The sequence below is a fragment of the Streptomyces sp. NPDC047000 genome (assembly GCF_040644295.1).
Taxonomy (GTDB): Bacteria; Actinomycetota; Actinomycetes; order Streptomycetales; family Streptomycetaceae; genus Streptomyces.
This window is the reverse complement of the sequence record NZ_JBEYWE010000017.1, coordinates 53,008-65,119: the sequence shown is the minus strand read 5'-3', so window position 1 is coordinate 65,119 and position 12,112 is coordinate 53,008. Positions and strand designations below refer to the sequence as shown.

Below are 12,112 nucleotides of genomic sequence, written 5' to 3'. Positions count from 1 at the left end.
GTCCGGCCCCCGGGTCATGGCTTCCGCCCGCTCCCGCCCACCGTCTCGTCCAGCCGCGCACGGCGACGTGCGGTGTCCGGCTGACGTGATGCCGGACAGGAGGGAAGCCGGTCCGGTTCAAGCGGTCGAGGCCGCACGGGTGGGGACGTCGGTCATGCGCTCGTCGTAGCCCGTGGCGGCGTCGACGACACGGCCGGCGGCCCACCAGTTCTCGCCGGCCGTCTCGATGGCCATGAGCATGATGTCCTCTTCGGGGACGTCGGCGAACAGCCGGAGGTCGGCGACGATCGTCCGGAACAGCTCGGTCTTCTGCTCGGCGGTGCGCTGGTCGAAGGACAGCTGGATGAACATGGTGCGCTCGCTGCGCCGGAGGCCGAACACGACGGGCTGAATGACGAAGTTGTCGCTCAGGACCTCGTGGAAGACGTGGAACTGGTTGAATCGCCCCGGGTGTGTTGGAGACATCGGAGTTTCTCTTCAGCCGCGCTGGCCGCTCGACGACGGAGCCAGGGTGCTCCGCGCCGCGCACCACGCTGAAGAATCAGGCTTCGACCACGTTGCGGTCGGCAACCGCCTGCTGGACAGCGGCTTCGGCCCCGACACCGACCCGCTTGTTCTGCTGTCGGCCGTCGCAGCAGCGACGACGCGCCTGCGGCTGCTGACATCCGTACTCGTCGCGCCGTACTACCCGGCGCCGGTGCTTGCCAACCAGGCTGCCACCCTGGACGTCGTATCCGGAGGGCGCTTGATCCTGGGCGTCGGCACCGGCTGGAACCCCGACGAATTCGCCGCCGTCGGTGTACCCGCCCGTGAACGTGGTGACGCACCGACGACCACCTCGCCGCCGCCAAGGCCCTGTGGGCCCGGCGACCCGCAGACTTCGACGGGCCGTTCACGACACTGCACCAGGCGCATCTGGGAGTGCCTCCGGTCACCGCCGGCGGTCCGCCCGTGTGGGTCGGCGGCCACAGCGACGCTGCCCTGCGCCGTACGCTGCATTTCGGCGACGGCTCGTACGGCACAGGCGCCGACGCCGCAGAGGTCGCCGACGGCCTCGGACGGCTCGCCGAGGCGGGGCTCACCGCTTGCACCCTGTGGCTGCCTGTCGCGGCTGAACATGTCGAGAAGGCTATGAAATGGGTCGCAGCCGAGGTGGCACCGCGACTCACCTGATGCCGTGGCCGGGAAGACCGCCAGGTTGATCAAGCTGCCGCTTCGAGGGGGCGTCCACCCCAGCGGATGCCCTTCTCCCCGCGGATGCGGGCACGTTCTCGGCGGTGGCGGCCAGGACGTCGGGGTGGCGGGCGTTGGCGTCGCGCCAGCACAGGCATGCGTGCGGGGCCCGGGTCTGCGCGGGACGGCTGCGGTGGTGGGAGTTGGCCAGGGTGAACTGCCGCAGCGGGCCGAAGTGGGCCGCGATCGGGTTGGTCCAGCCCGAGCCGGGCTCGGCGCCGTGAGCTCTGTCTGCCCATACGGTGTCCGGTCCGGGTACGGGGCCCTCAACGGCGTCCGTCCTTGGTGGCGGCTTGCGGCGATCGGTGTGCGATGCCAAAATGATCAAAATGATCAAGCTGGATGATGTGGCCCGCGCGTCCGGCGTGTCCATCTCGACCGTCTCCCGAGCACTGTCCGAGCCCGAGCGCGTCGCCGAGCCGACCCGCCGTCGCATCTACGCTGCCGTCCGTGAGCTCGGCTACCGGCCGAACCGGGCCGCCAGTCTGCTGCGGTCCGGGCGCACGGGGTCGCTGGGTCTTCTGGTGCCGGACCTCGAGAACCCGTACTTCGCCTCCCTGACCAAGGGCGTCCAGGCGCGTGCCCAGGAGGCCGGGATGGCGGTGCTGGTCGCCGACTCCGACGAGAACCTGCGGCGCGAGACCGACCTGGTGGGCCAGCTCGCCCAGCAGACCGACGGAGTGCTGGTCGCCTCTCCGCGGATCCTTGACCTCGACGTCGCCGCCCTGGACGGCACGCCGAGCATCCTCATCAACGCCGAGGCTCCCGGCCTCCCCTCGGTGTCCGTGGACTACGCCGACGCGACGATGCAGGCCGTCGCCCACCTGCACGCCCTGGGTCACCGACGCATCGCGTACGCCGGCGGACCCGCCGGCTCGAGCGCGGACGCGCGCCGCCGGGACGGCCTGACGCAGGCCGACGAACGGTTCAGCGATGTCCAGATCGTCGATCTGGGGGCGTTCAGCCCGCGGGTCGAGGGCGGCGAGGCCGCCGCCGACCTTGCCGTCGGGTCCGGTGCGACCGGCATCATCGCGTTCAACGACCTGGTGGCCGTGGGACTGCTGGCGCTGCTCGCGCGGCGCGGCATCGCCGTCCCGGACCAGTTGAGCGTCGTCGGCTACGACGACATCCTGGTCTCCCGGCTGGCGACGCCTACGCTCACGACGATGCGCGTCGACATCCGTGGCGTCGGCGAGGCGGCGGTGCAGATGTTCGTCGACCTGACCGGGCGGCGTCCCAAGACGCGCGCCGACGCCGCCGACGAGCGTCGGACGATGCCCACCCGGTTGGTCGTCCGGGAGTCGACCGCAGCACCGGTACAGCGCGGCTGAGCGGCCCTTTTCGCGTCGGCCCGGCGGTCGGTGCCCGGGCCGGCCGCCGTCCCGCACCCCCTGACGACAACGCCCGTCCGGCGTCGGAGACCAGGGCCCAGCCAGGCCCTGTCATCACATTCCCACCTGACCCGCGACGTCTGCAACGCTCTCCCAAGTTCTGCGAGCCGGGGCCCCCAGCGGCGTTGTCGAACCGCCCACGCGACTCCTCCCCTCGCTCGGACCGGCTGCGCCGACTTACGCGGGGGCACCCCCGTCGAGGGGGCTCCGGCGCCTTGCGATCGCCCTCCCCCGAGCTCTCCGAGCAGGGGGCACCCCCACCCCCCGAGCTCTCGACTTCGCTCGAGCAGGGGACCCATGACGCCGCAGGGCCCGCCCTGCGGGCGGACGAGGGGAATTACTGATGCCCTTCATGTGATGTCACGTCGTGGTTGCCCTTCGCCGCAGGTCAGGGCGCGGGCTCCAGCGGCATCACGCGGCGAATCTCAGTAGACGACAGGGCCGAGGAGCCATGCCGGGCGGGCCCAAGGTCCTGCTCCACTCGGACCCATGGGCCCGTTACACCCGGCCCGGGGAGAGGTCTATGGTCACATCAATGCGAACGTTCGCATAGCGTTTGAACAGGCATGATGATGATCGGCATACAAACGTATGCAGACTGCCCACCACGCCTGACCCCGGATCGACATCGTGGGAGATGGACAGATGGCTGTCAGCAACGGAGCCGACACCCAGGCGGGTATCGCCTCCGAAGGGATCGTGCCGTGGGCAGGTGTGCCCCTCGAGTACGGTGACGTCCGCCTCGTCTCGACCTCGGACGGTCTGACCGCCGTCGAGATCCACGCGCCCGCCGCCGAGGCACGCGTGTATCTGCAGGGCGCCCACATCGCCGGGTGGACTCCCCGCGAGCAGGCCCCCGTGCTGTGGATGGGGCCGTCGACCGCCTTCTCGCCCGGCGTGGCGCTGCGCGGCGGGGTGCCGGTCTGCGCACCCTGGTTCGGTTCCGGCCCCGACGGCACCCGTCAGCCGAACCACGGCTGGGCTCGCCTGCGCGCCTGGGACCTGGCCGAGGTACGGGCCGCCGCGGACGGCGGCGTCGACCTCGTACTGGTGCTGCCGGCAAACCGGCCGGACGCCGACTCGACGCCGGCCGGCCTGTCACTGCGTCTCGCCCTGCACGTCGGCACGAACCTGACCATGGTGCTCACTGCGGCCAACACCTCCGATCACGCTGTCACGCCGGAGCTCGCCCTGCACGCGTATTGGTCCGTCGAAGCCCGGCGGACCACGCTCGGCGGGCTGGACGACATCGCGTTCCTGGACCGCGTCCAGGGTGGCGAGCGGACGGCATCGCCGTTCCCCGGCATCGAGGGGCAGACGATCGACCGCGTCTACCCCATGCCGGCACACATCACAGTGCACGATCCGGGGCACGGGCGCACGATCGGGCTCACCTCCGCCGACGCGACGCAGGCCGTGGTGTGGAACCCGGGGATCGAGGGCTGCGCGAGCGCGGCGGACCTCGGCGCCGACGACTGGCAGCACTTCCTGTGCGTCGAGGCGGCACGGGTCCGCGACCAGGCGCCCACGCTGGAGCCGGGGGCCGAGGCGACGCTCACCCTGACGGCCGCCGTCCGGCAGGAGCCGCTGCCCCGGCTGAGCGACGAGCTCGTCACGGTGCCGGACCTGCCGACCCGGATCATCCAGTTCGGTGAGGGCAACTTCCTTCGGGCCTTCGTCGACTGGCAGGTGCAGAAGCTCAACGAGCGCACCGACTTCAACGGCGGGGTCGCGGTCGTCCAGCCGCTCCCCGTGGGCCTGGCCGCCGGCCTGGAGGAGCAGGACCGGCTGTACACGGTGCAGCTGCAGGGCCTGCACGACGGCGCCGAAGTCAGGAGCCGCGAGGTCATCACGGCCCTGACCACGACCGTCGATCCCTACCGGCAGTGGGACACCTTCCTCGCCCTCGCCGAGGACCCCGAGACGCGGGTCATCGTCTCCAACACGACCGAGGCCGGCATCGCGGTCGACCCGCGCGACACCGCCGAGACCACGGTGCCGCGCGGATTCCCGGCCAAGCTGACCCGGTTGCTCCAGCACCGCCACGAGGCAGGTCTGCCCGGGTTCGTCATCATCCCGTGCGAGCTGATCGACGACAACGGCCGGCAGCTGTACGAGGCCGTCCTGACGTGCGCCCGCACGTTCGGACTGCCCGAGGAGTTCATCGCCTGGGTCGAGCAGGAGAACACCTTCTGCACCAGCCTGGTCGACCGCATCGTTCCCGGGTTCCCGGCGGACGACGCGCCGGGCATCTGGCGGGAGCTGGGCTATGAGGACCGGCTGCTCGTCAGCGCCGAGCCCTTCATGCTGTGGGTCATCCAGGGCCCGGCATGGCTCGATGAGGTGCTGCCGCTGCGGAAGGCGGGCCTCAATGTCGTCATCACCGATGACCTGCGGCCCTACCACGACCGCAAGGTGTACCTGCTCAACGGCCCCCACACGACGATGGCGTCGCTGGCACGCAACGCCGGCCTGGCGACCGTCGGCGACGTGATGGCCGACGACCTGTTCCGGAACTTCCTCCGCGCCGAGATGTACGAGGAGATCTTCCCCGCCATCGACCTCCCCGAGGAGGAGTTGCGGGCGTTCGCCGACCAGGTGGAGGAACGGTTCCAGAACCCGTTCGTGCGCCACGCGCTGGATTCGATCGCGCTCAACGCGATCTCGAAGTTCACCGCGCGGCTGCTGCCCATCGTCAACGCCCACGCCGCCCGCAGCGGCCCGCTGCCCCGCCGGATCGTGCTGGCCCTCGCGGCGCTGCTGTGGACCTACTCCGGCACGGCCCCTGCGGCTCCGGTCGACGCCGAGGAGACGATCGCGCGGTTCGCCGGCGTCCTCGAGCCGGGCGGCGTCGAGCGTGTCCTCGGCGACCAGGAGACCTGGGGCCAGGACCTCACGCAGGTTCCCGGGCTGCTCGACCTGGTCCGCGCCGACCTCGAGCGGCTCCAGACCGACGGTGTGCTCGCACTCGTTCGCGAGCTGCGCGGCTCCGAGAACTCCACGGAAGGACGCTGACATGGCTGACGCACTGGTGCTGCACCCCACCGACACGGTCGCCGTCGCCGTACGCGCCGTGCGCGCCGGGCAGACCCTCACGCTGGGCGGCGAACCGGGATCCACGGTGCGTGTCACCGCAGCCGAGGACATCGCACCGGGTCACAAGATCGCCCTCTCCGCCGTCCCCGAAGGTACGGACGTCGTCAAGTACGGGCTCCCCATCGGGCGTACGACGACCGACATCCCCGCAGGTGCGTGGATCCACTCCCACAACCTCCGCACCAACCTCGGATCCGACCTCGCCTACCGGTTCGACCCGACGCCGCACCGCACCGCACCCGGGTCGAGCACCCGGACGTTCCGGGGGTACCGGCGCGCCCACGGCCTGGTCGGCATCCGCAACGACCTGTACATCGTGCCGACGGTCGGCTGCATCAACGCTCTGTGCGAGGGCATCCTGCGAGACTTCGACGCGGCGCACCCCGAGGGGCAGCCGTTCGACTCCGCGATCGTCATGCGGCACCCCTACGGCTGCTCGCAGCTCGGTGGGGACATGGACATGACGCGCCGGATCCTTCAGGACATCATCCGCCACCCCAATGCCGGGGGCGTCCTGGTCGTGGGGCTGGGTTGCGAGAACAACCAGCTCGACGAACTGCGTGCGGGGCTCGGCGACCACGACCCCGCTCGCGTGCGGTTCATGGTCGCCCAGGACGTCGACGACGAGTACGAGACCGGGGTCCGGCTGCTCGAAGAACTGCGCGAGGCGGCGCGAGGCGACCGACGCGAAGAGGTCCCGATCTCCGAGCTGCGCGTCGGGGTCAAGTGCGGAGGGTCCGACGGCTTCTCCGGGATCAGCGCCAACCCCCTGATCGGACGTTTCACCGACTGGCTCGTCTCGCACGGCGGTTCAGTGGTGCTCACCGAGGTGCCCGAGATGTTCGGCGCCGAGACCGTGCTGATGTCCCGGGCCCGCGATGCTGAGGTCTTCCACGAGATCGTCGGCCTGATCAACGACTTCAAGGACTACTTCCGACGCTACGACCAGCCGATCTACGAGAACCCGTCCCCCGGCAACAAGGCGGGTGGCATCACGACGCTCGAGGAGAAGTCCCTGGGCTGCACCCAGAAGGCCGGCACCGCTGAGGTGCAGGACGTGCTGGCCTACGGCGCCACCATCCGCCGGTCTGGGCTTTCGCTGCTGCAAGGCCCGGGCAACGACCTGGTGTCGTCGTCCGCGCTCGCGTCCGCGGGCTGCCAGCTGGTGCTGTTCTCCACCGGGCGCGGCACGCCCTTCGGGACCTACGTGCCCACGCTCAAGATCGCGTCGAACACGCCGCTGGCCCAGCGCAAGGCCCGATGGATCGACTTCGACGCCGGACGCACCCTGGCCGAGCCGATGGATCAGGTCCTCGACGACTTCGTCGAGCTCGTCTCGGCCGTCGTCGACGGCACCCCGACCCGTAACGAGAAGAACGGCATGCAGGAGATCGCGATCTTCAAGGACGGCGTGACCGAATAAGGCGCCCGGGCCGCGATGAACGGCGCCGTCCCGGGCTCCGGTGACGCCGGGCGCCGGCGCAACAGTCCCCTATCTCGACACAAGGCGAGCAGGAGAAACAACGATGTTTCTGGATGATGACTTCCTTCTGACCACCGGCACCGCGAAAACACTGTTCCACGAGTACGCGAAGCCGCTGCCGATCATCGACTACCACTGTCACCTCAATCCGTCCGAGATCGCCGGGGACGAGAACTTCTCCGGCATCGTGGAGGCATGGCTGGGGGGCAACGGCTACGGCGACCACTACAAGTGGCGTCTGATGCGCGCGAACGGCGTCGACGAGGAGCTGGTGACCGGCCACGCGGACGACTGGGAGAGGTTCCAGGCGTTCGCGGGGGCCATCGAGAAGGCCGTCGGCAACCCCGTCTATCTGTGGACCCACCTGGAGCTGCGCAGGATCTTCGGGATCGAGACCGACCTCAACCGCAGCACCGCGCGGGCGATCTTCGACCGCACGAACGAGCTGCTGGCCACCCCGGAGTTCTCCCGGCGCGGCCTCATGCGGAAGTTCGGCGTCGAGGTCGTCTGCACCACCGACGACCCCGCCGACGACCTGCACTTCCACCGTGAGCTGGCGGCCGACAAGACCGTCAAGGTCATCCCCGCGATGCGCCCCGACAAGGCGCTCAATGTCGACAAGGACGGCTACGGGGCCTGGGTGGACGACCTGGAGAAGGCCGTCGGCCACCCGGTGTCGGGGTTCTCGGGGCTCACCGACGCCCTCGCCGAGCGGGTCGACTGCTTCCACGCGATGGGCGGGCGGTTGTCCGACCACGCCGTCGACGTCGTCACCTACGACGAGGCGAGCCCGGCGCAGCTCGACGCGATAACGGACAAGGCTCGCCTCGGACGGTCCCTGTCCGCGCTCGAGGTCTCGCAGTACCGGACCGCGCTCCTCAAGAGCCTGATGCGGATCTACCACGACCGCGGCTGGACGATGCAGATCCACCTCCGCGCGGCCCGGAACCTCAACTCGGCGATGTTCGCGGTGCACGGTGCCGACACCGGCTACGACGCGATGTGGGACCGTCCGATGATGGAGCCGCTGACGCGCCTGCTCGACTCCGCTCAGACCGCCGGCATCGTGCCCAAGACGATCATCTACTCCCTCAACCCCAACGACTGGCTGCCGATCGCCACGGCGTTCGGTTGCTTCCAGGGCGGCACGGTCCAGAAGTTCCAGCTCGGCAACGCGTGGTGGTTCGACGACACCCGCTCGGGCATCCGCCGCCAGCTGGAGACCCAGGCGGAGCAGTCACTCCTGGGCAACTTCGTCGGGATGACGACCGACTCGCGGTCGTTCCTGTCCTACCCGCGCCACGAGTTCTTCCGCCGCATCCTGTGCGAGCTGGTCGGCGAGTGGGTGGAGCGCGGCGAGGCCACCGGCGACATCGAGGCGCTCGGACGCCTGGTCGCCGACGTCTCGTACCACAACGCAAAGGCAATCTTCACCGCCTGAGTCCCCCCGACCGGATACACCGGTCCCCCGTCCGCGGTGACCCGCACCCGGGTCGCCGCCGACCGGCGTACGCCGAGACCGATCACGGACGTCCGGTGACTCGGCGATCAACAGAACGGCCTGCCGCACACCGCACGTGACGCGATGAGATCCCACGCGTCCCGATGCGCTTCTGCGGTGCCGGCGCGGATTCACGCAATTCATTCTCCTTGGCTGAGAACGGTCTTGCCGAACCGCACTCGACATTGGTGTCAGCAAAAAATACAAGCGGAGATGATGGGCAATGACAACGGAGACAAGCCCAGACCCGAGCGGCTTGGCGGCCTCGCTGCCGGACGGTGACAAGGCGGTGGCTCTCGAGAATCCCAGGAGCGGGGAGATCGAGACCAAAGAAAAGGCCCTGTACGGCTTCGGCGACTTCGGCAACGGCTTCATGTTCGACCTGGGCCAGAGCTACCTGACGAAGTTCTGGATCGACGAGAACGGGATCGGCGCAGGCGTCGTCGCCCTGATCTTCTCCCTCACGAAGGTCTTCGACGCGTTCATGGATCCGCTGGCCGCCAGCTGGATCGACTCCCGGAAGATCGGCAAGAGGGGCAAGTTCCGTCCGGTCATGATGGGCGGGGCCGTCGCCCTCGCCGTCCTGACGGTGGTCACCTTCACGATGCCCGACCTCTCCATGGGCTGGAAGATCACGTGGGCCGCCGGCAGCTATGCGCTCTGGGGCGTCGTCTACGCGTTCACCAACAACCCGTACCAGTCCATGGCGTCGGTCATGACGCGCGGCGTCGAGGACAGGGCCTTCCTGGCGTCGAGCCGGCAGGTGGGATCGCTGGGCGCCCAGTGGATCACGGGCTTCGCCTTCATCCCGGTCCTCACCTGGCTCGGCATGACCCACAGCTCCTGGGCGTTGACGTCGCTCGTGATGGCCGTCGTCGGCGTCATCGGGTTCTACATCTGCTACAAGAACTCGCACGAGCGGGTCCAGGTCAACCGCTCCGTCGGGTACCAGCGCAACTCGGCCAAGGACTACGCGAAGGTCGTCTTCACCAACCGACCGCTCCTCGGCCTTGTGCTGATGACGCTGTTCCTCATCTCCGCGATGAACGTGAACAACATGATGATGGTGTTCTTCGCGCAGTACAACCTCGGCAGCATGGGCCTGCAGCCGAAGATCAACCTCATCATGATCGGCGTGTCCGCACTGACCGTCCTGCTCATCCCGAAGATGGTGAAGCGCTGGGGCAAGAAGAAGCTCGCGATCGTCGGGTGCACCGTCGGCGCGTGCGCGAACCTCCTGAACTTCATCCTCCCCACCCACCTGTGGTCCTTCATCGTCCTGGTGACGATCGGCTACGTCGGCCTTGCCATCCCGAACGGCGTCACCTGGGCGTTCGTGTCCGACACGATCGACTACTCGGAATGGCACACCGGCGTCCGCAAGGAGACGATGGTCTCGGCGGCCTTCAACTTCTCGCGGAAGATCGCGCAGTCGCTGGCGGCGCTGATCGGCGCCGGGATGCTCTCGCTGACCGGGTACGTCGCCAACAAGGATGTCCAGTCGTCCGGGACGCTGAACGGGATCAAGAGCGTCATGACGCTCTACCCGGCGATCGCGCTGATCGTCGGCGGGATCATGCTCGCCTTCGTCTACAACCTCACGGACGACAAGTTCAAGGCGATCGCGGTCGACCTCGAGGCCGGGCGGTGGGAGCACGGCGTGATCGGCGCCGGCCTCGGGGCCTCCAGGGCGTCCGACGGGACGGACGCCGACCAGTCCGCGCAGGCTGCTGACGGCGACGAGTCGACGGAGCACTGACCCCTCGCAGCGCGTTGTGGTCGGCCGTCAGGCCAGCGACCGCTCTCGATCAACCACCACCGGCCGGGGCGCCTTTGACGTTCGGGCGGAAAATCCGGTGGCGCCGGTGTCCGTGTCGTCCTACGGTCTGCCGCGTGGTCGAGCAGCGGTTGCAGCCGCTGTGCCGAAGCCGAGTAGCAGGAGGTGTGACCGATGTCTGTCTCTGTGACGGGCGCTGCCCACATCCAGACGTTCGTCCGATTCACCTCCCTGGCTTCCGGCTGACCACCTCGCCGTGTTGCTGGTCACCGTCGGCCGCGGCACAGCCCCGCGCCGTCGGCGTGGACGACTTCGTACTGCGGCGCGGTCACGTCTATGGTCAAGGGCCGCAAGCGGCAGGTCCCGAGCGGGCCCGACCCGTTCAAGCCCTCCCTGGCCGACCACTGGGCCGAGACCGACGGGAACGTGACCGTCCTCGGCCTCCACCGGGAGATCACCGCACGCGGTTTCCGCGGCCACTCCATCCTCGTCCACGGCCGGATCCGGCGCGAGCCGCCCCGGCAAAAGGCGTCGCTCCCGCCCCACCCCCGCCGTCGGTACGGCAGGTGACCGGCTGGCTCACCCGTCACCCCGCCACCCTCACAGAAGAAAAGAAGCTGCACCGCAAGGCCGTACTCGACCGCTGCCCGGAACTGGCCTCCGCCGCAGAACTGACCAGCTCGTTCGCGGAGATGCTCACCACCCTCAGCGGTACCCGTCCGCCCGAATGGATCAACGAGGCCACCGACGCCGACCTGCCCGGCATCAGGAGCTGCGCCACCAGCCTGAACAGCGGCCTCACCGCGGTGACCGCCGGGCTGACCACCGACTGGAACTCCGGCCCGGCAGCAGGAAATCCCTGATCTGCCGAGCACAGTCAACGGCGCTGACCGTCGTCGCATCGCACTCGATGTCGTAAAGACCATGAGCGTGCACCCGTTTGAACTGATGGGCCGCCAGGCTCGCCGGACGATCGCCGCGCTCCCGCTCACGCCGTTCCAGTTCCAGTTCCAGTTCCAGTTCCTGCAGCGAACAGCACACACCGACCAGGACGACATCTCCAGGAGCGAAGAGCCCAAGGCAGTCCAGCAGACGCCATCGCTCGCTCAGCACGTGATCCACCACCACGTTGTTGCCTGCTGCGGCCATACCGGCAACCGCGCGGTGGAAGCCCATCCACGCGCGACGAAGGATGCCGGACAGTTCCTCCGGTGCCACCTCGCGGCGAAACCGCATGGCATGGAAGGCATCCACGGGCATATGGAAGTACGGCGCGTCCAGAACCCGGAACGGTTCACCACACCCCGGAACACCCCAGCATCGTGAACGGTTCCGTCGCGGCAGCCGTGCGCGGCTCGTTCGGCGACGTCCGGTTCACCGATCGCACCCGGGACAGCGAACTGTTCGTGAACCCGCTGATGGCCCTGTACTTCACATTCGATCTCCCGGGCCTGGCCGCCCGCTGCCTCTGCCTGGATCGCATCGAGGACACCCACCTGATGCGCCAGGTCCGTTCACGGATCGCCGAGTTCCGCGAATCGACAGTGACTCGCCCACCCCGCCGGTTCCCGCACCGACGGGGCCGTTCCGGCTCTCGCCGGGGTCAGCCGGTCCTGCAATGCCCGCGCCGC

10 protein-coding genes and 3 pseudogenes are annotated in these 12,112 nt (G+C 69.0%); 10 read left to right on the top strand and 3 right to left on the bottom strand.

Features of this window, described 5'->3' with window-relative positions; genetic code table 11:
- Positions 1 to 117: 117 nt before the first annotated feature.
- Positions 118 to 465: a tautomerase family protein gene (locus tag ABZ862_RS24740; protein WP_360961770.1), complete on the bottom strand. Its 348-nt coding sequence runs from the start codon at positions 463 to 465 to the stop codon at positions 118 to 120.
- Here ABZ862_RS24740 and ABZ862_RS24735 point away from each other — a divergent pair.
- A pseudogene (locus tag ABZ862_RS24735) lies at positions 392 to 760 on the top strand (LLM class flavin-dependent oxidoreductase); the annotation flags it as partial. The gene ABZ862_RS24740 and the pseudogene ABZ862_RS24735 overlap by 74 nt on opposite strands.
- Before the next feature lie 95 nt (positions 761 to 855).
- On the top strand, positions 856 to 1,173 hold the full coding sequence (locus ABZ862_RS24730) for an LLM class flavin-dependent oxidoreductase (RefSeq protein ID WP_360962042.1): 318 nt from the start codon (positions 856 to 858) through the stop codon (positions 1,171 to 1,173).
- 29 nt (positions 1,174 to 1,202) lie between these two features.
- Here ABZ862_RS24730 and ABZ862_RS24725 read toward each other — a convergent pair.
- Positions 1,203 to 1,438: pseudogene (locus ABZ862_RS24725) on the bottom strand (IS630 family transposase); the annotation flags it as partial.
- 124 nt (positions 1,439 to 1,562) lie between these two features.
- On the opposite strand from ABZ862_RS24725, the gene ABZ862_RS24720 reads away from it, so the two are divergent.
- The 7 genes from ABZ862_RS24720 to ABZ862_RS24690 all read left to right on the top strand — a co-directional run bounded on the left by ABZ862_RS24720 (position 1,563) and on the right by ABZ862_RS24690 (position 11,344).
- Entirely contained in the window at positions 1,563 to 2,564 is a 1,002-nt protein-coding gene (locus ABZ862_RS24720; RefSeq protein ID WP_360961767.1) for a LacI family DNA-binding transcriptional regulator, read from the top strand.
- A gap of 705 nt (positions 2,565 to 3,269) precedes the next feature.
- Positions 3,270 to 5,639 (top strand): tagaturonate reductase, encoded by a 2,370-nt coding sequence (locus tag ABZ862_RS24715; RefSeq protein WP_360961764.1) that lies wholly within the window; start codon positions 3,270 to 3,272, stop codon positions 5,637 to 5,639.
- 1 nt (position 5,640) lies between these two features.
- The gene (locus ABZ862_RS24710; protein ID WP_360961761.1) at positions 5,641 to 7,143 is read left to right on the top strand and encodes an altronate dehydratase family protein; all 1,503 of its coding nucleotides are present in this window, start codon (positions 5,641 to 5,643) and stop codon (positions 7,141 to 7,143) included.
- A gap of 103 nt (positions 7,144 to 7,246) precedes the next feature.
- On the top strand, positions 7,247 to 8,644 hold the full coding sequence (gene uxaC / locus ABZ862_RS24705) for a glucuronate isomerase (protein ID WP_360961758.1): 1,398 nt from the start codon (positions 7,247 to 7,249) through the stop codon (positions 8,642 to 8,644).
- Positions 8,645 to 8,993: 349 nt separating this feature from the next.
- The gene (locus tag ABZ862_RS24700; protein WP_360961755.1) at positions 8,994 to 10,463 is read left to right on the top strand and encodes an MFS transporter; all 1,470 of its coding nucleotides are present in this window, start codon (positions 8,994 to 8,996) and stop codon (positions 10,461 to 10,463) included.
- 354 nt (positions 10,464 to 10,817) lie between these two features.
- Positions 10,818 to 11,051 (top strand): hypothetical protein, encoded by a 234-nt coding sequence (locus ABZ862_RS24695; protein WP_360961752.1) that lies wholly within the window; start codon positions 10,818 to 10,820, stop codon positions 11,049 to 11,051.
- Entirely contained in the window at positions 11,048 to 11,344 is a 297-nt protein-coding gene (locus ABZ862_RS24690; RefSeq protein ID WP_360961749.1) for a hypothetical protein, read from the top strand. The genes ABZ862_RS24695 and ABZ862_RS24690 overlap by 4 nt, the downstream gene beginning before the upstream one ends.
- Here the strand turns inward: ABZ862_RS24690 and ABZ862_RS24685 are convergent.
- Entirely contained in the window at positions 11,280 to 11,825 is a 546-nt protein-coding gene (locus tag ABZ862_RS24685) for a chloramphenicol phosphotransferase (protein WP_360962039.1), read from the bottom strand. The genes ABZ862_RS24690 and ABZ862_RS24685 overlap by 65 nt on opposite strands.
- Between ABZ862_RS24685 and ABZ862_RS24680 the strand changes: the two are divergent.
- Positions 11,783 to 12,055: pseudogene (locus ABZ862_RS24680) on the top strand (hypothetical protein); the annotation flags it as partial. The gene ABZ862_RS24685 and the pseudogene ABZ862_RS24680 overlap by 43 nt on opposite strands.
- Positions 12,056 to 12,112: the final 57 nt, after the last annotated feature.

Bases quoted from the DNA above. Each gene is read 5' to 3' on its own strand.
- ABZ862_RS24740 (WP_360961770.1), bottom strand. From the start codon at position 465: ATGTCTCCAACACACCCGGGGCGATTCAACCAGTTCCACGTCTTCCAC.
- uxaC (WP_360961758.1), top strand. From the start codon at position 7,247: ATGTTTCTGGATGATGACTTCCTTCTGACCACCGGCACCGCGAAAACA.
- ABZ862_RS24720 (WP_360961767.1), top strand. From the start codon at position 1,563: ATGATCAAGCTGGATGATGTGGCCCGCGCGTCCGGCGTGTCCATCTCG.
- ABZ862_RS24695 (WP_360961752.1), top strand. From the start codon at position 10,818: ATGGTCAAGGGCCGCAAGCGGCAGGTCCCGAGCGGGCCCGACCCGTTC.
- ABZ862_RS24710 (WP_360961761.1), top strand. From the start codon at position 5,641: ATGGCTGACGCACTGGTGCTGCACCCCACCGACACGGTCGCCGTCGCC.
- ABZ862_RS24715 (WP_360961764.1), top strand. From the start codon at position 3,270: ATGGCTGTCAGCAACGGAGCCGACACCCAGGCGGGTATCGCCTCCGAA.